Here is a 21,067-nt window from a genome sequence, read left to right on the forward strand (position 1 = left end):
GGCTGCCTCATCGCTAACTTTGCAACAGTGCCACAATGTGCGTAATGACCCCCCTGACCTCCAACCCGTCCTCATCGTCATCAGGTATAGCCCTGAAGTTATCCAGCTTATCGAGTTCCTGGAGACACCGCTTGGGGTGTAGTCGCAATCGCATGATCCTGAATTCTTGTTCCAGGACACAGAGCACCAAAGACCCGTCAACGGGCGTGCCCCCAAAATCTACTATGAGCAGCGCACCAGGCTTTATCCCTTCCCGGAAAGAGTAGGTATCACTTCGAAAAAAGAATACTCCCGGCGCTCCTGTATTACAGTGCTGATCGAGTGACAGCCTGTTTTCCTGGTAGTCGGTTGCTGGCGATGGAAAACCCATTTTTAACGGCCTCCGTTGGGGTTAAAAAGCATGAATGTCCGGTTCTCTCCTTCCTGAGTGGAAATGTCTTTAAAAACGGTCACGTAGGTTTCAATCCACTGATTTGCTTGGCGACAACTCCAGTGAAAATTAATCAGCGCAAGCTGGCTGACAAAGGCTTCTGTCGTAACTGTCTGACGACCGTTCGGCTCACGCTTAATGCTCGCACGCCAGGCTGAGTCAATTTCATAGTGTCTAGGCATGAAAAACCTCCGATCAATATAGCTGTATGCATATGGGTCTTCCCTTGTTGTGGTGGCTGAAGGCATGATAATGGTGTATTTAATCGCCAGAGGTCACCGCCATGGACGAAAAGTCCCTCTACGCTCATATTCTCAACCTGTCCGATCCGTGGCAGGTAAAGTCCCTTTCTCTCGATGAAAATGCCGGTTCTGTTACTGTCACTATTGAGATCGCTGAAAACACCCGGCTAGCCTGTCCGACCTGCGGTAAATCCTGTTCTGTTCACGATCACCGTCATCGTAAATGGCGCCATCTTGATACCTACCAGTTCACCACTATTGTTGAAGCCGATGTTCCACGAATTATGTGTCCGGAGCATGGCTGCCTGACGTTGCCTGTTCCGTGGGCTGGCCCCGGAAGCCGGTATACGTTGCTATTCGAATCGTTCGTTCTCTCATGGCTGAAAATCAGCACCGTTGATGCTGTCAGGAAGCAACTTAAGCTCAGTTGGAATGCGGTTGACGGCATTATGACCCGGGCAGTTAAGCGAGGTCTTGCCCGGATAAAAAAGCCATTATCCGCCCGTCATATGAATGTGGATGAGGTCGCCTTTAAAAAAGGACATCGTTACATAACGGTGATCTCCGATCGCGATGGTCGGGCGCTGGCCTTAACGGATGATCGCGGCACAGAGAGTCTTGCCGGCTATCTTCGCACGCTCACTGATGGGCAGTTGCTGGCTATCAAAACGCTCTCAATGGACATGAACGCGGGCTATATAAGAGCAGCGCGTATCCACTTACCCAGTGCGGTTGAGAAAATCGCCTTTGACCGCTTCCATGTGGCGAAGCAACTGGGCGAGGTAGTTGATAAAACCCGTCAGAATGAACATCCGCACCTCCCTGTTGAAAGCCGACACCAGGCAAAAGGAACCCGCTTCCTGTGGCAGTACAGCGATAAGTGGATGACCGAATCCCGGCAGGAAAAGCTGATGTGGCTGCGTGCACAGATGAAGCTGACGAGCCAGTGCTGGGCGCTGAAAGAGCTGGCAAAGGATATCTGGAACAGGCCATGGAGCGAGGAAAGACGGAGTGACTGGCAGAGATGGTTGGCGCTGGCGGCTAACAGTGACGTTCCCATGATGAAAAATGCCGCGAAAACGATAGGAAAAAGGCTGTACGGGATCCTGAATGCGATGCGACACAGTGTCTCAAACGGAAATGCGGAGGCACTTAACAGCAAGATCAGGCTGCTGAGGATAAAAGCCAGGGGATACCGAAACCGGGAGCGCTTTAAACTGGGGGTGATGTTCCACTACGGAAAGCTGAATATGGCGTTCTGAGCCTTCCCACCATGATCGGGGAAGACCCATGCATATACAGTATAAAGAATCAGTTTTATTCTTCAACACACTGTTTATTATGTTGTAACTACTCCCTACCTTCAGGTTCATGGTTCATTTTGTTAACGGTCTGTTGCTTCACAGCTTTGCTGATAGTCGCCCGGCTACAACCCAGCACTTTTTGAATCTGGCTCCAGGAGCTGCCGCTCGCAATCAGCCTGTTTATGGCGTCATAGCGAGACTGATTAACCTGGCGGCCTTTATACTTCCCTTCCCTTTTCGCCCTGGCGATCCCCTGCTGCTGCCGTTCCCGGCGCTGTTCATAGTCTCGCCTGGCGACGGCGGCCAGCATATCCAGCAACATATCGTTTATGGCCGAAAACATTCGGCTGTCAAAATCATTGTGACCCGATGCGAGCCAGGTTGTCGGAACGTTGACGGCCACAACCCGGATATCTTTCTGCCGGATCATTTTCTTCAGTGTGTTCCAGTCCTCCCCTACCAGGCGTGAAAGCCTGTCCACATCCTCTACCAGCAAGATATCGTTTTGCTGACAATCTTTCAGGAGCCGGAACAACTCAGGGCGTTCAAGCTTAGAACCTGATTCATTTTCAATGTAGTAGTTACAGATGCTCAGGCCGCGCTCGATGGCGAAGGTATTTATCGTGTCCAGGGCGCGTGTTGCATCCTGTTCAGTCGTGGATGCGCGTAAGTAAGCTCTGACAAAGCCTTTCGGTACTGTTTGAGTCATTATAGGGAACCAGTTCATTTTGAGTTAACCAGACACACCCATACAGTACCCATTTCAGTTGGTTCAGGGAAGGCACACTCAAAAAGAACCAGCAAACAGACCCCAGCCCTATAGTGACAACGTCACACTAAAAATTTACAACATAAAGATGATGTAAAGACACACCAAGATTTACACCATAAAGCGCACATAAAGACACAGCAACATTTACCATGTAAAGACACCATAAAGATAAATATATCTTTATTTGTGCTTTACATGGTAAAGCCATTGCATTATAAAGACACTGTAAAGACAAAAGTATCTTTACGAAAAACACACCATGTAAAGACATTCATATCTTTACATGAGCTTTACAACATAAAGAGAGGGATTCTGAAATGGGTAAAATCTTGCTTGTCGTATCAGATAAAGGTGGGGTAGGCAAAAGCACCTACGTGGCTAACACAGGCTCAATGCTGGTCAACAAAGGTAAGTCGGTAATTATCCTGAAGACAGATAAAAACCACGATCTGTTGAGCTGGAACGAAAAGCGGACAGATAACGGCTTACTCACTATCCCGGTTCACGCAGCTTACGGAAACGTCAGCAACGAAATTAAGCGCCTTAGTAAGCTGTGTGAAGTTCTCATTGTCGATTGCCCCGGCCACGACAGCCAGGAGTTCCGTAGCGCCCTGACAGTATCAGATATCGTGGTGACACTGGTTAAGCCGTCCTCTGATTTCGAAAGCGAAACACTGACCAGTGTTACAGAGAAAATCCGCACCGCTCAGAAAGCTAACGCAGCTCTGGAACCGTGGGTGCTGTTCACCAGAATCAACTCAGCGAAACCCCGCCACAGAAAAGCGGCCATTGATCTGGATAAATTACTGCGTTCGGACAACATCTGGATTCAACCTCTGAAAACCCGGATATCCGAGCTGGATGTGTATGAAAGCGCCTGTAATGAAGGGGCAGGGGTACATGACGTTAGCCGGGCATCGAGCCTTTCAACAGCGAAAGCACAGATTGAACTTGTGGCACAGGAAATTGGCATTTTATAGAAATATCAACAATATTCATCGAAATCTTTACATTGTAAATACACCATAAAGATACTATGATATTTACAATTAATGCATACCGTACAAGGGGAAATTTTCATGGCTTTAAAACTAAACCGCCCGAACATCGATGAATCTCAGCAACCAGCAACAAACGCAGAAACCGCGCGTTTTATCTCCGGCGCTACCAGAGCGCCTGTAGCGGGTAAACCAAAGTTGATGAACTTCAGACTGCCAGCGTACTTTGAGGAGATCCTGGAAGCGGAGGCGCAGAGAACAGGCCAGAGCAAGACAACCGTTCTAAAGGCAGCGCTGGCCGCATTCGATAACCTGGACGAGAACCTGAAAAACCACTGGCTGCTTGAATCTGCAAAATTAGGGTAGCGTTATGGCTAAGAAAAAGAGATATGTTGTGATGGTTAGAGATAAACCAAATACAGCGGCAATCAGCGATTATTAGCCTGGTTAGTATGGTTCGCTAACAGGCATAATAAGGCCGTTGCCTATGACTGCGGAGAATGGATTGTCGAACCATCACATTGGTTAAGAATTGGAAATCCAAAATAGAAAGAAACCTAAGGAAAGAAAAATGTTCATATTCAGATATATTAAAACTCTTATTAATATCTACTTGTTATACATCCAACCGATATTGGGGATGTTCCTTATAGGTATAGGCTTATGGGGGTTCTATGCACCTGATGAGGGAACTTGTACTAATCTCAATATTGAGTTATGCGCTGTATCAGCTATTGATGTTCTGAAGCCTGCTATTTTTGTATTTTTAGGCATTATTACCGTTGCCGGATGGTACTTTACCGAACTTCAGCCGAAGCTAAGGGGGGAGGGCAAGTATATGAAGGTAAAAACAGGTGTAAAACCGGAAGATTTCGTTAAGTAAAAACCGAGCCTAAAGACGTTAACCGTGGGGGATTTATGAATAAATCATGGCTTGAACAACAGGTGCAAAATGAAAAATTAAAAAAAGTACAGGAAGAGAAAAAAGATGGCACTATCCAAAAAGGATTGTACAGGGTTCGTATAAAAGACAAATACAGGTGGGATTTGTGGGAAAATGATTTCAGAGTTGTTATTGCTTATTCGAAAGATGATGCAGAGCTAAAATTTACAGAAATGACAGGTTTTAATGAGCATTACTATATAGAAAGCATTGAAAAAATAGTGCTTTCAGATATAGAAAAAATCTTACTGGAAAACTGAAAAGATAGTTATCCAGAGGTTTAGTTAAATAATGGCGTCAGTTTTTCAACCAGTAGCAGATCGCTTAAACCGTCTAAAGAAACAACTTCTATACCAGAATCAACAAGTGAATCAACTCCACATACTTCACCGAAGCCGATAACCATAATCGGCTTTCGGTCTATCAAATCAAAAATCACCAAAGGCAATATTACACTGTTAATCGCTTCAAACTCCTGAAAAAACATTTCAGAGCCGTATTCGCTGGCAGGAAAAAGAATCTCACTTAATCTCAAACCATAAAAAATATGGTAGTGTTCTTTAAGGTTATCCTTTAAAATATTAACAGCCTTAGAATATTTTTCGTTAATAAACTCTTTAACCTGATATTTCATAACTCTCTCCAACAAGAACCGACTGTAGGTCACCGGGCAAACGTTGCGGAATGGCGTCAGAGACGTCATTTTGCGGCGTTTGCCCTATCCTGCATCGCAGTGAAAAGAACTCGCCTCGTGCGCTATGATTAACCGATGATAAAAGGCTGAAAGAAGCACTGCAAGCCGACTGGATAACATTGTTGCTTCACGGCTGATCATCATTGGTTGCCTCAGTGCTAGTGTGCTTTGCATCAGGAACCAGAAGACGATACCACGGCATTTTTTTGTTAAGCAGCTCCATCAGGGGAGTGGCAAACAAACTCAATCCCCACAGCGTTACGATTACTGGAATCGTGAAATTTTGCGGCGTCCAGAACTGGCGCTCAAGGTGGAACCATGTAACAACACAGAGCATTCCACCAATCCAGAAAATAGCTTTACTGAAAGCCCCCAGGACTGCCAGAGAAATAACAGAGACTAAATGCAGTGCGCCAGCCGTAGCAAGACGTAGATAAAACCAGAACCATTTAGCGTGCCGGATAACCGGGTTACCGTTCGTTTCTCGCAATCGTTTTTTACGTTCCCGGATGATTTCTTTTTTCAGCTTACTTCGTTCGGCTCCCTGCGGAAACTCATATATTTTAGCCATGTTTTGCCTCACTTATTCTTTTTTGGTGGAACGACTTTGTCAAACTCCTCTAAAAATGCCATATCATCTTCCGAAAAGGATGAGGATTTTTCATTTATACTAAACTCAAATCTAAGCATGTGAGCCATTCTCCCTTTTTTCCCAACAACAGAGAAAGATAACTGATTTATTTCCGTTTTCTCAATTATCTCATTAATGCTTTTATTGATAACATCACGAACAAAAAATGAGTATTTAGGATACTTATATTTCTTCTCCCCTTCCTCAATAGTATAAAGTCCCATTTCCTCTTTTAAATCATCCACGGATATATCAAAAGATTTTTTTGAACTATTCTGACTGTAATATTTCCTAATGACTTGATAAAGGTTTGTTGAGTTTACACTGTTCAACAACACAACTGATTTCAATACCTGAGTGGTATATCTATTTTCAGAACCAATCAACTTAGAAAAATATCGCTTAGCTGTATTTGTGAATTTTATCCGTACAGTTGCAAGATGATCGTAATAGGCACAGAATTCTGTTAAGTTTAAATCCAAGCGATCAGGTATTTTATTCTTAGATGATAGTATCCCAAGTTCATCAGCCAAATTTTTTAAATCATCTCTGTTTAAAACTAACGTAGTTGAAGAAAGAACTTTAGCTCCCTCTTTCAGAGCTGCATAAGAGGCATATTTATCTAAAGAAGTAGCTTTTGAAAAAAAGTCAGCATCAACCTCCAAAATATCATCATCTAACATTTCCTTTGTATCAATCTGGCAAAGAGCCAGAAAAAGCACTCTTTTTGCTGAAAGGGAAAGGGATGCAAGAGTTACCCCAACTTCATTTCTATGTCTAACTTTCGTTAATCCCGTTACTGTCTTCACGATAAGCCTCATATAACCTTTCCTATGTAGGCAAATCATAACCCCACAAAGGTTGTAATTCAAGACAACAATACAACCTTTAATTAAAAAACCTCTCACCTTTAGATATGAAGATCTGAGGATCTTCATATCTAAAGATAGCAACAACCGCATGTTTCACTTGATGTTCAGTCAAACTGTGGAAACCGTTAAAAATCTTCTCACCTTACGTGAAAAATCCTCTCATCTTTAGTGAAAAATCTAACTACCTTAACTTAAAAATCTTCTCACCTTACGTGAAAAATCCTCTCACCTTACGTGAAAAATCCTCTCACCTTTAGCAATTTTTTTCCATAATTTTCAGGTAATTGAAGCGAGCTAAGTTTTTAAGTTTTTAAGATCAAGAAGAAAATATAAGGCTTTTAATGCACAGCGTCTGTGGATAACTCAGCATAAATCCAGAGGATAGATCCGTCTGGCCTCCCTGAGCACTGCACCACCAAAAATTGAGCAAATATTAACCTTAGCGCGTAAGTGCTCTATTGAAACCCCGTGGAAATTCCGCTTCCTCGCTCACTCGCGGGCTTCGCCCTGTCGTTCGGCTGCGGCGAGCGGTGTAATCTCTCTAAAAGATCCAGACGGGATCCTTTTCCGATCCAATTCTTAAATGCTCTCAAAAGCCCTCAGAGGCGTTTTAACCGCTTTAACCCGGTCATGGTTCAACGGAGCGGGTAAAATGCGCTTAGAACGTCATACAGCTCGTTTTTAACCTGATCCCTAATCAGGGGGTATAACAGAGGCGGCCAAAAAATCCGGCCTTGCTCGTCAGAGTATCTACCGCGCATTATCCCCGAACGGAAACCCGACCATCACAACACTTGCACAGCTTGCAGCAGTAGCCGGGTTACAGTTCACTCTCAGTAAGCCCAACCACTAACCTTTCAGACAAGCCCCTCATACCGGGGGGATTATTTCTTATGCCAGCAAAATTTCACGACCGGCGAGGATGGCCAAGTGTTTTTTGCTGGCAATTTTCGTGCAGCAGCTGGCGCCCGGATTCATTTTTTGCTGTCAGGCATCAATCGGTTTCAGCAACCCGCCCCGTAATTCGCTGCTAACGCATCTCATAACGCGCAGATACAGCGCCCCGCGCCAGTGTTTCACACTGACCCGGCGTACCGTTCGCAAGCTCACGCGCTAACTGCGACAGGCTAAACATCGTCTGATAGTCAGAAATTGGCCTGGCAGGGGTGAGGGGGGTTATCGCTCTCATTCGGGCTTGTTGGTTCGCCAGTCCTGGCGAACGTCTCCGGCGCGATGTTACGACAGCGCATTATGTAACTACAGTTCGCGCCTCTTTCGGAAATCCCTTCATGCGCGGTAAAGCAATATACATCTTTATGTAATCTTTACAATGTAAAGCATTAAAAATGATTCCATAACCATCATTTGATGGTATAATGAATTTGTTGGTTGGGAATGGTTCCCTGCCAGATTCCAGAAGCCCACACGGGCGGGAGCGAAAAATGAATATTCAGGAAGCATTAAACGTTTTTGGTTTATCCGGTGATCTGACTGAAAAGGACATCAAGGCGGCATACAAAAAAGCGGCTTTAAAATATCATCCAGACCGCAATCCATTGGGTGCCGAGCTGATGAAAGCAGTAAATGCTGCGTTTGATTTTCTCATGGCTAACATTGATAAAATCAATCAGTTTCAAAGCACTGATGAAAACGCACGTTACAACTACGGTGAAGATCTGGAAAAAGTTCTGAATACGCTTTCCGGCCTTACAGGGATTGTCTATGAAGTTATTGGTAATTGGGTCTGGATTAGCGGAGAAACTAAAGAACACAAAGACATTTTAAAGGAAATGGGCTGTAAGTGGGCATCTAAGAAAAAACAATGGTTTTACCGTCCTGAAGAACACAAAAGCCGCTGGAACCGTAAAGAACACAGCATTGAAGAAATTCGTGAAATGTATGGTACAGCGGGTAAACGTAAGGCGTCAGGCTGGACACGTGTAGAAGCAAGCGCATAACCGGAATGGGGGCGAAAGCCCCCTAGAACATGGCAAAGATTGATTCGGAGACACGTTGATGAAAAACAAGACCATAACGGAAGCGGAGCTGATAAACATTTTTGAAAGTTACGGAGCCTACATTTGCCCGGATGAGATCGAAGTTACAGCCAAAGAATGCAATGAAAATGGTTCAGTCTTGCACCGTGGCTTAAACGCAGAAGGATGGGCGCATCTTTTTGCGAAGGAAGAAGCATATCAGCAGGAATGCGAAGCCCAGGAAGCTGCAAGTGATGATGGACACTTTGATGAATAGTCTTAAAACTGCCGTAATTCGATTTACGGCTTTTTTATTGAGTTCAAAAGGCTGAATCGATGAAAGAACAGAAAAATTTCTTTGAACGGTATAAACCGGTGTTTGAAATCGTTTGTCGAATCCTGGGGAACGGCTGGCGTGTAAATCTGCTCGATGATTGCCAGTACAGGATTAAGCTAACCTCACCTGATTTTAAAAATTACTCTATACATATTCGAATGGAGAAAGGAAGGTTAGTTATCATTGGAAGCGTAGATAGTCGCAGCTGGAGAAGTCCTTACCATACTTGCACAGTATCGCCAGAGCGTAACCCTGTAGAAATCGCCGCCGATATTGAAAAGAAAATCCTGTCGGATGCTTTAGATAATGTAGATATGGCGCGAGAGTATGAACAACAGTTACAGCAAAAACGCGAGAAAAAACTGATCCTGAAAGGAATGCTATCTCGTTTAGTGCATCTTGAAAGCTGGCATGGGACATTGACCGGGTTTAAAGTTGAGAATGGGTTAGATGGTAACGTATCAGAACGGGGCGACGGATATGAAATGGTAATTCGTGGCCTGAGTGTAGATCAGCTCATAAAGGTAGCGGGGTTTATTAAACAGCTATGAGGCAAAAAATGAATGAAGTCCTGAGCGACAGGAAAAACAAAGGTAATGTAACATACAGGATTGTTGTGTCTGAAGATGCAACACGTTTGTTTATTGAACTTGAAAAACTGATGAAGGTACGCTCTAAAGAAGCGGATAAAAAAACAACTAAAAAGATTGTTTTCCAAAAATCATTTTATTACGAAGAATTCTCGAACGTTAAAGATGAAATTGATGATCCAATTTTATTGAAATTCTATACAGATACTATTGTGAAGGTACAAAATCATGAGTTTTAAGCCAACACCTGAAGAGGTGAAACAAGCACGTATTAAAGCTGGCTTTACGCAGCAGGAAGCCGCTGAACGGTTTGGTTTTACGTTATCAGCCTGGCAAGCCAAAGAAACATCCGGTAAAACGTCTCGTGGTTTAGCCGCTGGTACGTATGAATTACTTTTGCTCCTGGCTGATGAACATCCAGATTACCAGCTCGTTAAGAGAGAAAAAAATCAGGATAAAGTGACTAAATAAATTGCATTACCATCATATGATGGTATAATTTATTTGTAGGTCGGGAATAGTTCCTTACCATGATCCAGTAGCCCAAACGGGCGGGAGACTAAAATGAACACGTATGTTATCACTTTCCAGGCTTTAAACACTAAGAAAGAAAAAATCACCTGCTCTGCTTTTGTCCATTCAGAAACTCTCTTCCTTGCCGTTCATTCTTTCGAAGATAAAAATCGCGGTCGTGGTTATGTTATCACGTCTGTTAGTGAATTGTTGTCCGAGGAACTGACGGCGAAAAATTCCCTCAAGAAAAATATTAACTTTTGGTTTAATGAGTGTGGTTTAAGTAAATCTGAGGTTATAAACGAAGTAATTAACTGGAAGAATTTCGCATATACCCTTAAAGAACTGGAGGAAGCCAAAAATGAAGCGATAAGAGAACTGCGGAGTTAATCAATTAGGGGTGGTATCAGGTTGTGGAGGCAACCTGATACCGTGACACTCAATTCCCTCGCGAGGAATATAAAATGTCGGAACGCATGTTATCAGCAATACAGACTGTTGAAAAGGGTGGGCGTCCGGTTTTTCCCTTGATGCCATTCTCTGCTTTTCCTGAGTACATGGCATTACTCAGAAAAGCCCTGGAAAAGAAAGAAACAAAAGCACTGATAGAAAAACAGGAGGTGCTATGAAAAAACAGGAGTTTTTAGATTTTATCAGTGCAGAACAGAGGCGGGGAGCTGTCCGGTTTTCGCTGGGATTTAACAGCAAAGGGGAAATTGTATTGCACTGGACTAACGAGGCCGGGTTAAGAGTCTGGAGTATACTAAGCGGTAACAGGGGAAAAAGTCCCAGCCGGGCAAACCGGGAAAGAATGAGTAACCTCCGCCGCTGGCTCCATGATGCCCGGCAGGGCATGGAAGGCGACACACCAGAGGCAGAATAAAATTCCCGTTCCTGAATCGCCGAAGCCCTCCCGTTTACGGGAGGTGCTTTTTTTGTATATTCCGTAAAACAGCGCTCGCGCCCCCTGCCAGGCCATTCGCGTAGCGAATTTATTTCCGCCCAAGTTAGCCGCGAATCCGTTGTCTCCGGTCGCAGACGCACCAGATCACAGCCACGATAGCCTTTCATTTTTTGCATTTCGATGGACGCTGAAGCACAATTTATGTGTGGAGGTAGTTCACTGCGATGCAGGATAGGGCAAACGCCGCAAAATGACGTCTCTGACGCCATTCCGCAACGTTTGCCCGGTGACCTACAGTCGGTTCTTGTTGGAGAGTTTTATGAAAAAAGTTCAATTCAGGATTGAAGAAAGCCAACATGATGATCTACTTGATTGTCTTAAAACACTTTATCCAGATGAACCGGGTTTAACCGTGGCAAAAGGAATGAAGCTGCTTGCCAATGCTTTACTGAAAAGCAAGGTTAAAAATGAAGATGTTAATGTGTCAAAAGACAATGATGATTTTATCAAAACCACAATGTATTTGACAGGGAAACAAAGAACTTTAATAGAGAAAGCGGCTCATCGTCATGGCTGGAATTTATCCAGAGAATGTCGTTATCGAATCCAGACGACACTTGAAAATGAACTTGATTTTTTCGATCAGGAACTTCTGGTGATGAATCGTTGCCGTAATGCAATAGATAAAATAGGGCGAAACTTTCATTATATTATCGTTAATGATAATGCCAGAGTACTTGATAAAGATGGGTTCTATCAGGACGCTGAGCGGTTGAGTTCAGAGATAATGAGTCTCAAAAGTGAGTTTGAAAACTACATTATGTTATGCAAAGGGCGAACTGTTTCTAACAAGGTTGAGGTGTAATCATGGGCGTTTATGTTGACAAGGAATTCAGGGTTAAGCGTAAGTCCTCTGAAGCTGGCCGCAAGTCTGCTTTCGCCCATAAAGTTAAAAATGGTGGTAAAAACTATCAACGCAACGTTCAGGAACGTATCAACCGCAAGGGTGCCAGTAAGGAGGTTGTTGTCAAAATCTCAGGAGGTGCGATTACCCGGCAGGGAGTTCGAAACAGTATTGACTATATGAGCCGGGAGTCAGAGCTGCCAGTGATGAGTGAAAGCGGTCAGGTATGGAAAGGTGATGAGATTCAGGAGGCTAAAGAGCACATGATAGATCGTGCTAATGACCCTCAAAATGTTTTCGATGATAAAGGTAAGGAAAATAAAAAAGTAACCCAAAATATTGTGTTTTCACCGCCTGTATCAGCAAAGGTAAAACCTGAAGATCTGCTTGAGTCTGTCAGGAAAACGATGAACAAGAAGTACCCAAATCATCGTTTTGTGCTTGGCTATCATAACGACAAAAAAGAACATCCACACGTGCATGTCGTTTTTCGTATTCGTGATAATGACGGTAAACGAGCTGATATCAGGAAAAAAGATTTACGGGAAATTCGTACAGGTTTTTGTGAAGAGCTGAAGATGAAGGGCTATGACGTTAAAGCCACTCATAAGCAGCAGCATGGACTTAACCAGTCTATTAAAGATGCGCACAAAACAGCGCCAAAACGACAGAAGGGCGTTTATGAGGTTGTTGATGTTGGCTACGACCATTATCAGAACGATAAAACCAAACCAAAGCAGCATTTCATAAAGCTTAAGACACTGAACAAGGGCGTGGAGAAAACATATTGGGGGGCTGATTTTGGTGAGTTAACCACTCGCGAGAACGTTAAGAAAGGTGATCTTGTTAAGCTGAAGAAGTTAGGACAAAAGGAGGTGAAAATCCCTGCACTTGATAAGAACGGTGTACAGCATGGCTGGAAGACTGCACACAGGAATGAGTGGCAGCTAGAGAACCTGGGGGTTAAGGGCATAGACAGAATCTCTTCATCCAGTAAAGAGCTGGTGCTGAACAGCGCGGAGATGATTAAGAAACAGCAACTCCAGATGAGAAATTTCTCGCAAATAAAACAGTCGATGATTCAAAGCGAACAGAAAGTGAAAATCGGAATTCGTTTAGGATAATTCATACTCTCCGGTAACTTATTGATTAAGATCGATTTATTTATCTTGTTAGCAGAGTTTTTGTAAAAAGTAACTAGCGGTAAAAAATTTAGTTAACTTGACTATAAAATAAGCGCATGGTGATCAATCGATCTGCTTTTTTGTTATCAAATAGCATATGTATCTAGATATAAATAAAATACAAGCACAAACAAAATGAAATGTGTCGTAAATGCGATCTAAAGATCTGCTTGTGTGGTTGAACGCAGCACATGTAGCTGATAAAGTTTTTATGAGATGTAAATTTGTCCTTTTGTTTTTTTTCTCTGATTCGGGGTCATCCGAGTCGAGAGAGCGCCTGAAAGGAAAAACTATGGAATGGTATGTTTTGCAATTCACCACTACGAGATTTGCAGCAGTTTTTGCTCATCTCGAACGCCTGAACTTCTCTTACTTCTGTCCTATGGAGACTGAAAGGTATCGTCGCCCGGATAAGATAATTTCATATCGAGAAAGACGTTTGCCGCTTTTTCCCGGTTATCTTTTTATCCAGGCAGATTTTGAAGAGGTTCATTCCACTACAATAACTGCTATCCCTTACGTACAACGCTTTATCTCATTTGGCGGTGAGCCTTTACCTGTACCAGAAGATGTGATGGCGGAGCTTTTGTACAGACAATCACATACAACAGCTCAGGCAAATCTTTTAAGGAAATCAATTCCACACGATTTTGCTGAAATTCTACTCATGGATAATCCGCAGCAAAGAAGTATGGCTTTCATCCACTACATCACAGAGAGAAGCTTAACCCACAAAATGAAACGGAAGAAAAATGACTGCTACCCGAAAAAAAACCGCAACGAGACGCAAGCCCCAACGTAATACACTCTACCTGCCCTCAGCTTCTCGTGAGGAACTGGATAAAATTGCTCTGGAGATTGGCTATCGCAGGGGGCGACGTATTTCAAGCTCTGGTGTTGTCCAGTACCTCATAAAAAAATATTCCAGCCAGGCTATTGAGGAGCTGATAAACGAAGACGATGAAGACGATGACGACTTCGATGACTAACCATTCAGTCTAAACTTTCCGCGCTGTTCTGGCCGGGAGAAAATCATGTTATCTACTACTGCTTTTGCGGCGCTTGCTTTGCAATGCGCGGCCAGCGTTCATCCCGATACTGCGCATGAAGTTGCAAGGGTTGAATCTGGTTTTAACCCATATGCTATTGCCGAGATAATACCGAAGGTTGAACGTAAGCCCGGTGACAAAGGCGTAGTGTCCTACTTTCCCAAAACTAAGGAGGCTGCACTCCAGATCGTAAATCAAATTGAATCACGAAATCATCGTTACTCAGTCGGTCTTATGCAAATAACGAGTACGAATTTTGCAAACTTCAATACAACCGCTGAGAAAATGTTTGACCCCTGCGAAAATCTCAAGGTTTCAGAGCAAATTTTGGTGGATTGTTATAAACGTGGTGGCGATATTTTACGTGGCCTGAGTTGCTATTATTCCGGCAATCCAGAAACAGGAACTAAACCTGAATCAGATTTTAATAACACCAGTTATATACAGCGCATAGGGTTTAATCCGCCTGATAACAAAAAAAACTGGGTGGTTCCTTCAGTTAAAGATGCAATCAGAAAGGAGAATGTAACACAGAGTATCAAACCTAAAGAAGTTACCGTATATCCCCAATATGCCATGCGTGGCACTGTTTTAGATGAAAAGGAAACAAACGATGTTAAAACTCAATAAACGTTATTTAACTCTTTCTGTATTTATGGCTGCATTGATGCTTTGTGTAGCAGAACCCGCCTTTGCTGATGATGTATCCACTAAAACAACTGGCTTCTTGCAGAAGATTATCGATTTTCTGACGGATATCCGTAAGCCAGCAATCACCATCATTGCGCTGGTAATTGGTTATATCGCTATCTTCTCACGCCAGCATGCAGCGTGGATTACGCCTTTAATTATCGGGATTATCATCTTTATTGTTGCGCCATATCTGCCTGACTGGTTAGCGTAATATGTAATAAAAGGGGGCGTAAAAATGAGTACCGTTTTTAAAGGGCTGACACGCCCCGCTTTGATTAGGGGGCTGGGCGTTCCGCTCTACCCCTTTCTTGGAATGTGCGTTATCTGCGTTTTGCTTGGTGTCTGGATTCATGAGGCTATGTATGCCCTCATCCTCCCTGGCTGGTATGCCATCAAGCGAGTTACGAAGATAGATGAACGCTTTTTTGACCTGCTTTATCTGCGAATGCAAATCAAAGGTAATCCTCTGGCAAACAAGCGCTTCAATGCCGTCCATTATGCGGGGAGTTCGTACGACGCAGTCGATATATCGAAAGTGGACAATTTTATGAAGCTTAAAGACCAGTCTTCTCTTGAAGAGTTAATCCCGTATTCATCACACATCACTGATAACCTCATTGTTACCAGAAACCATGATCTACTGGCGACCTGGCAGATTGACGGAGCTTATTTTGAATGTGTAGATGAAGCGGATCTAGCCTTGCTTACTGACCAGCTCAATACGCTGATACGTAGTTTTGATGGGAAACCCGTTACCTTTTATACGCATCGTATTCGGGTTAGAAAAGAAGTGCGACCTGTATTTGACAGCAAGATCCCATTCGTCAACAGAGTGATGAACGATTATTACGAATCGCTTTCGGCGGCTGAGTATTTTGAAAACAAATTATACTTAACCGTATGCTATAAACCGTTCAGCGCTGAAGATAAAGTGACGCATTTTCTTTCAAGGAAAAAGGGTAATAAAAATATCTTCGAAGAACCCATTAATGATATGAATGAAATATGTGGCAGATTGAGCACCTATCTCTCCCGGTTTCATTCCCGTCGTCTTGGGTTATATGAAGAAAATAATATAGTTTATTCAGAACAGCTTACGCTGTTCCAGAAACTGCTATCCGGGCGCTGGCAGAAAGTCAGAGTCACCAATAGTCCGTTTTATACATACCTGGGTGGTAAAGACCTGTTCTTTGGTAACGATGCTGGACAAATCACTGCCTCTGACCATGCCCGGTACTTTCGTTGCATCGAGATCAAGGACTACTTTCAGGAAACGGATGCCGGAATTTTTGATGCACTGATGTATCTCCCGGTTGAGTATGTACAGACTTCCTCTTTAACTCCGATAGACAAGCAGTCTGCAATCAAGGCGCTGGATGATCAGATCGACAAACTCGAAATGACCGATGATGCCGCTAAATCCTTGCTCGCTGATTTGAAAGTTGGTCTCGATATGGTCTCCAGCGGCTATATTTCTTTCGGGAAAAGTCACCAGACACTGATTGTTTACGCAGATTCGCCGGAGCGTCTGGTGAAGGACACCAATATTGTAACGACGACCCTGGAGGATTTAGGGCTGATCGTAACCTATTCAACCTTGAGTCTTGGCGCAGCGTATTTTGCTCAGTTACCTGGTAACTACACGTTACGGCCACGCCTGAGTTCTATCAGCAGTCTGAACTTTGCCGAAATGGAAAGCTTCCATAATTTCTTTACGGGCAAGGAGAAAGGAAATACCTGGGGTAACAACCTTATCACCCTGGGCGGCTCAGGAAATGATATTTATAACCTGAACTATCACATGACTACCGAGCATCAAAATTACTTCGGTAAAAACCCCACGCTGGGGCATACCGAAATTCTTGGTACGTCAAACGTGGGTAAAACGGTAGTGATGATGACTAAGGCTTTCGCCGCCCAGCAGTTCGGAACGCCGGAGTCTTTTCCACCTGAGAGGAAATTAAAGAAGTTAACTACAGTATTTTTCGACAAAGATCGGGCAGCGGAACCCGGTATACGTTCAATGGGAGGTGCTTACTTTCGGGTGAAAGAAGGAGAGCCGACTGGCTGGAACCCTGCGGCTTTGCCACCAACCAAACGAAATATTTCCTTTATGAAAGACCTGGTGAGGCTACTTTGTACGCTTAACAGTGAGCCGCTTGATGATTACCAGAACCGCCTGATTTCTGATGCCGTTGAGCGCCTGATGCAGAGGTCAAACCGCTCTTATCCGATCAGTAAGTTGCGACCACTCATTCTGGAGCCTGATGATACTGAAACCCGGCGGCATGGGCTTAAAGCACGCCTGAATGCCTGGGTGCAGGGAGGGGAATTTGGCTGGGTGTTTGATAACCCGGACGATACGTTTGATGTGGACAACCTGGACGTTTTCGGTATAGACGGAACGGAGTTTCTGGATAACAAAGTACTTTCCAGCGCCGCTTCATTCTATCTCATCTACCGTGTCACCATGCTGGCTGATGGCCGCCGACTCCTTATCTACATGGATGAGTTCTGGCAATGGATTAACAACGAAGCGTTCAGAGATTTTGTTTATAACAAACTCAAAACCGCGCGTAAGCTGGATATGGTGCTTGTCGTAGCGACACAATCGCCGGATGAACTAATTAAATCACCTATCGCGGCTGCCGTTCGTGAGCAGTGCGCAACACATATTTATCTGGCGAACCCCAAAGCGAAACGTAGTGAGTACGTAGACGAGTTGGAAGTGAGAGAACTTTATTTTGACAAAATTAAAGCCATTGACCCGTTATCTCGTCAGTTCCTGGTCGTCAAAAACCCACAGAGGAAGGGGGAAAGTGATGATTTTGCGGCTTTCGCAAGACTGGATTTGTGAAAAGCGGCGTATTACCTACCGGTTCTCAGCGCATCGAAACCCCAGCTTGAACTGTTCGATGAAATCTGGAAAGAGGGTATGAAGCCGGAAGAGTGGCTTGATACCTATCTGGAACGTGCAAACCTGATTTAAGGAATCCCTATGAAAAAGCATATCGTTGCGGCACTTATCGCCTCTGTTACGGTTATTTCTGGTGCTCAGGCTGGTGTTCCCGTTGCCATTGATGCAAACCCTGAATGGGCTGTCGAAGCGCAGCGCTGGACAGAACGCCTCAAACAGTGGCAGGACACCGTGAACCACTACCAGAAACAGATTAATGCCTATAAGCAGGAGCTGCTGACCAAAACGGGCATTCGTGATGTTCAGGGACTGGTGCAGTCTGCGCAATCTGTCAGTAAGGAGCTGGAGAATATTTACGACCAGGGGAACTCCTTCATTGATGATTACATTAAGAACCCGGAAGCCACCCTGTCTGAGCAAGCCAGATCACTACTGGCCGATTATAAGGTGACAAACACCTGTAAGGGGCTGGGATATACGGGCGACCTGGTGCGGGGCTGTGAAGCCTCGTTCCTGTCCCAACTGGCGGGGATCGAGTACGGCAATAAGCTGGAAAGTAAACTGCGTGAAGATAATCAGGAAATGGCCGACCTTATCGACCAGGTGAAGAACGCCCAGGACACGAAAGCCACGCAGGACGCGACAAACGCTGTATCTCTGGCAAGCCTGAAATTTAACAAGCTCAAATTTCAGTATGAAATGTATCGCGATAAGCAGCGCGATCTTGCAGAATACAAGGAGAAAATGTTACAGGCTGCTTTCCAGGAGAAACAATTAGGGGCTGTTAATAAAGAAACTCCAGTTGTTGATTATAAGGCAGCATTTGAGCAGCAGAGTTATGAAATGAACTGAGGGGGCATTTTGAAAAAATATGGATTAGTTGCGGCGTTGGGGCTTACATTCTTTCTTACCGGGTGTGAAGAGGTTAAATCTGTAGACTGGTGGCAGTCTCACGTAGACGATGCAACGAAAAAAGTAGCTGAATGCAAAAAGTCTGGGAGTGATAGCGAAAATTGTAAAAACGCTAAGGAAGGTTTGTTTAGGTATAAGCAATTACATCCTAAGCATGTTGACTATAAAGATGCATTCAAAAATGTATTGGGTAAAGATGGAAGTTAAAAGGAGCCACTATGGCAACTTCTAGGTATTTCCAGGCCGCTCATGACGTTATTGTTAAAACTCTTGACCAGTCTTTGACTGGTCAGTTAGATAACTTTTCTTCAATAGCGTCTCAGTTGGGTAAGTATGGTATTTCCATTTATATATTGTGGTATGCTTATACCACAATAGTTGGGAAGCAAAAAACCGCAGTGCAGGATTTTTTATGGAATCTATGTCGATTCTGGTTAATTCTTGTTTTTGTCAAAAATATGGGGGGGTGGTTAGATAGTGCAACTCAGGCCATTGATGGGCTGAAGGAAACATTTGCAGGAGGTGATCCTTGGAAATGGGTTGACGAGCTTTGGGAGAAAGTTCAGCAGGTAGCTGCATATCTTATGTCCAAAGATACTTCGAAGTATGTGAAAACAGATGGGGCAATCGCATCTTTATTAACATATGCTGGAGGGATAATTGCATTATTGCTAACTTCAATAGTTTATCTCGCCGCCGAAGTTACTATTAAGATACTTACTATTACCGCGCCGTTGTTTATTATTTGTCTTTCATTTGGTTTTTTAAGGCAGATGTTTAATAGCTGGCTTCAGTTAATATTTAGCTCATGCTTCATATTCTTGTTTTGTGGACTGGCAATTAAAGCGGGAATGACGTTCCTTAATGGCATTCTGACAATCTCGATAGCTAACGCAGATGAATTAAATCTGATATCAACAGGTGCTCAGGCCGGGGTTGCAGGTGCATTTATGGCCTGGATTATCTGGCAAGCCAAAACCTATGCTTCCCAGCTCGCAGGGGTAGGTGTTGAAGGCGCGATGCAAGGGGCAGCCGCAATGGGGATTGGTGCTGGCGTGTTCGGCGCTTCCCGTATGGGGCGTAATCTGCTTGGTATGGGTAAAAATGCAGGGATTGGCGCATGGAAAGGCGTTCGCCGTCAGGATGGAGGGTTCAACCAGTCTCCTGGTGTATCCGGTAAGTTGGGGAATCTGACCGGGCAGGGCGTTAATATTGGCGCTAAGAGGCTTCGCCAGGCTGCGATAGATGCGGCGAAAAAGAAATATGGAGGTTAACCGATTTATTATTTAAATCTGTCAACTCTGAGTATTCCGCAGTAAATATTCACTCCTCTATTTAGGTTCTCACATTATGAAACTACTTATCACGGCTATCGTGACGCTTTGCCTTGTCGGATGCCAGGCGTCACATAAACAACCTCCGGTATCCGGAAAAAGCGAACCTGTTAATTCAGCAGAGGTAATGCGCAATGGGGTTTAAACTCTCAGGATTAAAACTTCCCGGTTTTAACAAGAAAAAAGAAGTAACAGACTCTTCAACTACTTTTGAAGAGAAAAATGTATTGATGCAGGAGAAAATGAACCGCATTTATAAATTCGGTGGTATTGCAGGAATTGCCGTAGGTGTGTTGTCTCTGCTGGCACTGAATGGAGCGCTACCGTTAAAGAGTACGGTTGTCGAAGCTTATCTTATTAATGGTGTCACTGGCGTTGCTGAAAGACTGACTTCTGTTAAAAAAGAAAACCTCTCTGAAAATGAAGCGCTGGCGAAATACTTCATTACTCAGTATGTGAAGCGTCGTGAAGGGTATAACTATTTCAGTCTCCAGCATGATTATGATTATGTTCTGTTATACAGCGCTGAGAATGTGGCGACGGATTACAACGCTTTAATCAACGGCAACCAGTCACCAAAGGTTATTTATAATAAAGCGGAAAAAACCGCATCTGTTCAGGATAATCCGTCCGTGATTATCAGTCCGTCATCCCGGCGCGATGATAAGGATATGGGAGCATATATCCGGTTTAAATTAACCATTCGAAATGTCGCGACAGGCCAGGATGATTATGAATACTGGAACGTCCGGTTGACCTACCGTATTGAACCACAGGTCGAAATGGCATCGGGTGACCGAAACAATAACCCGCTTAAATTCGTTGTAACGAGCTATGTACGCGATAAAGAAGTGAAAGGGTGAAAACT

28 protein-coding genes and 2 pseudogenes are annotated in these 21,067 nt (G+C 43.9%); 24 read left to right on the plus strand and 6 right to left on the minus strand.

Annotation, left to right across the window (positions count from 1 at the left end; all coding sequences use genetic code 11):
- Positions 1-13 precede the first annotated feature (13 nt).
- Together ACQG11_RS25595 and ACQG11_RS25600 are read right to left on the minus strand one after the other, a co-directional pair.
- Positions 14-370, minus strand: a complete 357-nt coding sequence (locus ACQG11_RS25595) for a S24 family peptidase (protein ID WP_004199403.1) — start codon at positions 368-370, stop codon at positions 14-16.
- 2 nt (positions 371-372) lie between these two features.
- Complete coding sequence (locus ACQG11_RS25600; protein ID WP_001549892.1) at positions 373-612, minus strand: hypothetical protein; 240 nt, start codon at positions 610-612, stop codon at positions 373-375.
- A gap of 101 nt (positions 613-713) precedes the next feature.
- On the opposite strand from ACQG11_RS25600, the gene ACQG11_RS25605 reads away from it, so the two are divergent.
- Positions 714-1,934 (plus strand): ISL3-like element ISKox3 family transposase, encoded by a 1,221-nt coding sequence (locus ACQG11_RS25605; protein WP_417645277.1) that lies wholly within the window; start codon positions 714-716, stop codon positions 1,932-1,934.
- 88 nt (positions 1,935-2,022) lie between these two features.
- Here the strand turns inward: ACQG11_RS25605 and ACQG11_RS25610 are convergent, their stop codons facing one another.
- Positions 2,023-2,685 (minus strand): recombinase family protein, encoded by a 663-nt coding sequence (locus ACQG11_RS25610; RefSeq protein WP_001549893.1) that lies wholly within the window; start codon positions 2,683-2,685, stop codon positions 2,023-2,025.
- A 380-nt stretch (positions 2,686-3,065) separates the two neighbouring features.
- Here ACQG11_RS25610 and ACQG11_RS25615 point away from each other — a divergent pair, with 380 nt between their 5' ends.
- The 4 genes from ACQG11_RS25615 to ACQG11_RS25630 all read left to right on the plus strand — a co-directional run bounded on the left by ACQG11_RS25615 (position 3,066) and on the right by ACQG11_RS25630 (position 4,949).
- Positions 3,066-3,728: a division plane positioning ATPase MipZ gene (locus tag ACQG11_RS25615; RefSeq protein WP_000516402.1), complete on the plus strand. Its 663-nt coding sequence runs from the start codon at positions 3,066-3,068 to the stop codon at positions 3,726-3,728.
- A gap of 99 nt (positions 3,729-3,827) precedes the next feature.
- Positions 3,828-4,112 carry a hypothetical protein gene (locus tag ACQG11_RS25620; protein WP_001185481.1) on the plus strand — a complete coding sequence of 95 codons (285 nt, stop codon included), beginning with the start codon at positions 3,828-3,830 and terminating at the stop codon, positions 4,110-4,112.
- A 205-nt stretch (positions 4,113-4,317) separates the two neighbouring features.
- Positions 4,318-4,629 carry a hypothetical protein gene (locus ACQG11_RS25625; protein WP_000469598.1) on the plus strand — a complete coding sequence of 104 codons (312 nt, stop codon included), beginning with the start codon at positions 4,318-4,320 and terminating at the stop codon, positions 4,627-4,629.
- Between the two features lie 35 nt (positions 4,630-4,664).
- Positions 4,665-4,949 carry a hypothetical protein gene (locus tag ACQG11_RS25630; protein ID WP_001043731.1) on the plus strand — a complete coding sequence of 95 codons (285 nt, stop codon included), beginning with the start codon at positions 4,665-4,667 and terminating at the stop codon, positions 4,947-4,949.
- Between the two features lie 20 nt (positions 4,950-4,969).
- Here ACQG11_RS25630 and ddp1 (ACQG11_RS25635) read toward each other — a convergent pair whose 3' ends face one another.
- From ddp1 (ACQG11_RS25635) to ACQG11_RS25645, 3 genes are all read right to left on the minus strand, one after another.
- A complete protein-coding gene (ddp1, locus tag ACQG11_RS25635; RefSeq protein WP_000877224.1) occupies positions 4,970-5,323 on the minus strand; it encodes a DNA distortion polypeptide 3 in 354 nt (117 codons plus the stop codon).
- Positions 5,324-5,510: 187 nt separating this feature from the next.
- Positions 5,511-5,954 (minus strand): hypothetical protein, encoded by a 444-nt coding sequence (locus ACQG11_RS25640; protein WP_001074369.1) that lies wholly within the window; start codon positions 5,952-5,954, stop codon positions 5,511-5,513.
- Positions 5,955-5,962: 8 nt separating this feature from the next.
- Positions 5,963-6,976, minus strand: a complete 1,014-nt coding sequence (locus ACQG11_RS25645) for a replication initiation protein (protein WP_001348704.1) — start codon at positions 6,974-6,976, stop codon at positions 5,963-5,965.
- 610 nt (positions 6,977-7,586) lie between these two features.
- On the opposite strand from ACQG11_RS25645, the pseudogene ACQG11_RS25650 reads away from it, so the two are divergent.
- The 19 genes and pseudogenes from ACQG11_RS25650 to ACQG11_RS25740 all read left to right on the plus strand — a co-directional run.
- Positions 7,587-7,739 (plus strand): annotated as a pseudogene (locus ACQG11_RS25650) (DNA-binding protein); the annotation flags it as partial.
- Positions 7,740-8,328: 589 nt separating this feature from the next.
- Positions 8,329-8,844 (plus strand): DnaJ domain-containing protein, encoded by a 516-nt coding sequence (locus ACQG11_RS25655; protein WP_001025390.1) that lies wholly within the window; start codon positions 8,329-8,331, stop codon positions 8,842-8,844.
- Positions 8,845-8,902: 58 nt separating this feature from the next.
- Positions 8,903-9,139 carry a hypothetical protein gene (locus ACQG11_RS25660; RefSeq protein WP_000792381.1) on the plus strand — a complete coding sequence of 79 codons (237 nt, stop codon included), beginning with the start codon at positions 8,903-8,905 and terminating at the stop codon, positions 9,137-9,139.
- A 59-nt stretch (positions 9,140-9,198) separates the two neighbouring features.
- Positions 9,199-9,750 (plus strand): hypothetical protein, encoded by a 552-nt coding sequence (locus tag ACQG11_RS25665; protein ID WP_000662998.1) that lies wholly within the window; start codon positions 9,199-9,201, stop codon positions 9,748-9,750.
- A gap of 8 nt (positions 9,751-9,758) precedes the next feature.
- On the plus strand, positions 9,759-10,028 hold the full coding sequence (locus tag ACQG11_RS25670) for a hypothetical protein (protein WP_001006717.1): 270 nt from the start codon (positions 9,759-9,761) through the stop codon (positions 10,026-10,028).
- The gene (locus ACQG11_RS25675) at positions 10,018-10,260 is read left to right on the plus strand and encodes a hypothetical protein (RefSeq protein ID WP_000008707.1); all 243 of its coding nucleotides are present in this window, start codon (positions 10,018-10,020) and stop codon (positions 10,258-10,260) included. The genes ACQG11_RS25670 and ACQG11_RS25675 overlap by 11 nt, the downstream gene beginning before the upstream one ends.
- Before the next feature lie 93 nt (positions 10,261-10,353).
- The gene (locus ACQG11_RS25680) at positions 10,354-10,692 is read left to right on the plus strand and encodes a hypothetical protein (RefSeq protein ID WP_001099725.1); all 339 of its coding nucleotides are present in this window, start codon (positions 10,354-10,356) and stop codon (positions 10,690-10,692) included.
- Between the two features lie 74 nt (positions 10,693-10,766).
- On the plus strand, positions 10,767-10,931 hold the full coding sequence (locus tag ACQG11_RS25685) for a hypothetical protein (RefSeq protein ID WP_000004083.1): 165 nt from the start codon (positions 10,767-10,769) through the stop codon (positions 10,929-10,931).
- A complete protein-coding gene (locus tag ACQG11_RS25690) occupies positions 10,928-11,185 on the plus strand; it encodes a hypothetical protein (RefSeq protein ID WP_004199355.1) in 258 nt (85 codons plus the stop codon). Before ACQG11_RS25685 ends, ACQG11_RS25690 begins: the two co-directional genes overlap by 4 nt.
- A gap of 340 nt (positions 11,186-11,525) precedes the next feature.
- On the plus strand, positions 11,526-12,071 hold the full coding sequence (gene ddp1 / locus ACQG11_RS25695; protein WP_001348698.1) for a DNA distortion polypeptide 1: 546 nt from the start codon (positions 11,526-11,528) through the stop codon (positions 12,069-12,071).
- Between the two features lie 2 nt (positions 12,072-12,073).
- Positions 12,074-13,234: a MobP1 family relaxase gene (gene mobP1, locus ACQG11_RS25700; RefSeq protein WP_004199101.1), complete on the plus strand. Its 1,161-nt coding sequence runs from the start codon at positions 12,074-12,076 to the stop codon at positions 13,232-13,234.
- A 352-nt stretch (positions 13,235-13,586) separates the two neighbouring features.
- On the plus strand, positions 13,587-14,096 hold the full coding sequence (locus ACQG11_RS25705) for a transcription termination/antitermination NusG family protein (protein WP_000455437.1): 510 nt from the start codon (positions 13,587-13,589) through the stop codon (positions 14,094-14,096).
- A gap of 232 nt (positions 14,097-14,328) precedes the next feature.
- Positions 14,329-14,973 carry a lytic transglycosylase domain-containing protein gene (locus ACQG11_RS25710; protein ID WP_000953538.1) on the plus strand — a complete coding sequence of 215 codons (645 nt, stop codon included), beginning with the start codon at positions 14,329-14,331 and terminating at the stop codon, positions 14,971-14,973.
- Positions 14,957-15,247, plus strand: coding sequence for a TrbC/VirB2 family protein (locus ACQG11_RS25715; protein WP_000916156.1), 291 nt, complete (start codon positions 14,957-14,959; stop codon positions 15,245-15,247). Before ACQG11_RS25710 ends, ACQG11_RS25715 begins: the two co-directional genes overlap by 17 nt.
- A 24-nt stretch (positions 15,248-15,271) precedes the next feature.
- Positions 15,272-18,025 (plus strand): annotated as a pseudogene (locus ACQG11_RS25720) (VirB3 family type IV secretion system protein).
- 9 nt (positions 18,026-18,034) lie between these two features.
- Entirely contained in the window at positions 18,035-18,805 is a 771-nt protein-coding gene (locus tag ACQG11_RS25725; protein ID WP_000716326.1) for a type IV secretion system protein, read from the plus strand.
- A 9-nt stretch (positions 18,806-18,814) separates the two neighbouring features.
- Positions 18,815-19,072, plus strand: coding sequence for an EexN family lipoprotein (locus ACQG11_RS25730; protein ID WP_000759841.1), 258 nt, complete (start codon positions 18,815-18,817; stop codon positions 19,070-19,072).
- 11 nt (positions 19,073-19,083) lie between these two features.
- Positions 19,084-20,139 carry a type IV secretion system protein gene (locus ACQG11_RS25735; RefSeq protein WP_000235886.1) on the plus strand — a complete coding sequence of 352 codons (1,056 nt, stop codon included), beginning with the start codon at positions 19,084-19,086 and terminating at the stop codon, positions 20,137-20,139.
- A gap of 194 nt (positions 20,140-20,333) precedes the next feature.
- Entirely contained in the window at positions 20,334-21,062 is a 729-nt protein-coding gene (locus tag ACQG11_RS25740; RefSeq protein WP_004199085.1) for a virB8 family protein, read from the plus strand.
- The last annotated feature ends 5 nt before the right edge of the window (positions 21,063-21,067 follow it).

Origin of the sequence: Enterobacter cloacae complex sp. 372C4, assembly GCF_050030615.1 — a bacterium.
GTDB lineage: Bacteria > Pseudomonadota > Gammaproteobacteria > Enterobacterales > Enterobacteriaceae > Enterobacter > Enterobacter intestinihominis.

Coding starts and splice junctions, on each gene's coding strand:
- ACQG11_RS25595 (WP_004199403.1), bottom strand. CDS start 370: ATGGGTTTTCCATCGCCAGCAACCGACTACCAGGAAAACAGGCTGTCA.
- ACQG11_RS25600 (WP_001549892.1), bottom strand. CDS start 612: ATGCCTAGACACTATGAAATTGACTCAGCCTGGCGTGCGAGCATTAAG.
- ACQG11_RS25605 (WP_417645277.1), top strand. CDS start 714: ATGGACGAAAAGTCCCTCTACGCTCATATTCTCAACCTGTCCGATCCG.
- ACQG11_RS25610 (WP_001549893.1), bottom strand. CDS start 2,685: ATGACTCAAACAGTACCGAAAGGCTTTGTCAGAGCTTACTTACGCGCA.
- ACQG11_RS25615 (WP_000516402.1), top strand. CDS start 3,066: ATGGGTAAAATCTTGCTTGTCGTATCAGATAAAGGTGGGGTAGGCAAA.
- ACQG11_RS25620 (WP_001185481.1), top strand. CDS start 3,828: ATGGCTTTAAAACTAAACCGCCCGAACATCGATGAATCTCAGCAACCA.
- ACQG11_RS25625 (WP_000469598.1), top strand. CDS start 4,318: ATGTTCATATTCAGATATATTAAAACTCTTATTAATATCTACTTGTTA.
- ACQG11_RS25630 (WP_001043731.1), top strand. CDS start 4,665: ATGAATAAATCATGGCTTGAACAACAGGTGCAAAATGAAAAATTAAAA.
- ddp1 (WP_000877224.1), bottom strand. CDS start 5,323: ATGAAATATCAGGTTAAAGAGTTTATTAACGAAAAATATTCTAAGGCT.
- ACQG11_RS25640 (WP_001074369.1), bottom strand. CDS start 5,954: ATGGCTAAAATATATGAGTTTCCGCAGGGAGCCGAACGAAGTAAGCTG.
- ACQG11_RS25645 (WP_001348704.1), bottom strand. CDS start 6,976: ATGCGGTTGTTGCTATCTTTAGATATGAAGATCCTCAGATCTTCATAT.
- ACQG11_RS25655 (WP_001025390.1), top strand. CDS start 8,329: ATGAATATTCAGGAAGCATTAAACGTTTTTGGTTTATCCGGTGATCTG.
- ACQG11_RS25660 (WP_000792381.1), top strand. CDS start 8,903: ATGAAAAACAAGACCATAACGGAAGCGGAGCTGATAAACATTTTTGAA.
- ACQG11_RS25665 (WP_000662998.1), top strand. CDS start 9,199: ATGAAAGAACAGAAAAATTTCTTTGAACGGTATAAACCGGTGTTTGAA.
- ACQG11_RS25670 (WP_001006717.1), top strand. CDS start 9,759: ATGAATGAAGTCCTGAGCGACAGGAAAAACAAAGGTAATGTAACATAC.
- ACQG11_RS25675 (WP_000008707.1), top strand. CDS start 10,018: ATGAGTTTTAAGCCAACACCTGAAGAGGTGAAACAAGCACGTATTAAA.
- ACQG11_RS25680 (WP_001099725.1), top strand. CDS start 10,354: ATGAACACGTATGTTATCACTTTCCAGGCTTTAAACACTAAGAAAGAA.
- ACQG11_RS25685 (WP_000004083.1), top strand. CDS start 10,767: ATGTCGGAACGCATGTTATCAGCAATACAGACTGTTGAAAAGGGTGGG.
- ACQG11_RS25690 (WP_004199355.1), top strand. CDS start 10,928: ATGAAAAAACAGGAGTTTTTAGATTTTATCAGTGCAGAACAGAGGCGG.
- ddp1 (WP_001348698.1), top strand. CDS start 11,526: ATGAAAAAAGTTCAATTCAGGATTGAAGAAAGCCAACATGATGATCTA.
- mobP1 (WP_004199101.1), top strand. CDS start 12,074: ATGGGCGTTTATGTTGACAAGGAATTCAGGGTTAAGCGTAAGTCCTCT.
- ACQG11_RS25705 (WP_000455437.1), top strand. CDS start 13,587: ATGGAATGGTATGTTTTGCAATTCACCACTACGAGATTTGCAGCAGTT.
- ACQG11_RS25710 (WP_000953538.1), top strand. CDS start 14,329: ATGTTATCTACTACTGCTTTTGCGGCGCTTGCTTTGCAATGCGCGGCC.
- ACQG11_RS25715 (WP_000916156.1), top strand. CDS start 14,957: ATGTTAAAACTCAATAAACGTTATTTAACTCTTTCTGTATTTATGGCT.
- ACQG11_RS25725 (WP_000716326.1), top strand. CDS start 18,035: ATGAAAAAGCATATCGTTGCGGCACTTATCGCCTCTGTTACGGTTATT.
- ACQG11_RS25735 (WP_000235886.1), top strand. CDS start 19,084: ATGGCAACTTCTAGGTATTTCCAGGCCGCTCATGACGTTATTGTTAAA.
- ACQG11_RS25740 (WP_004199085.1), top strand. CDS start 20,334: ATGGGGTTTAAACTCTCAGGATTAAAACTTCCCGGTTTTAACAAGAAA.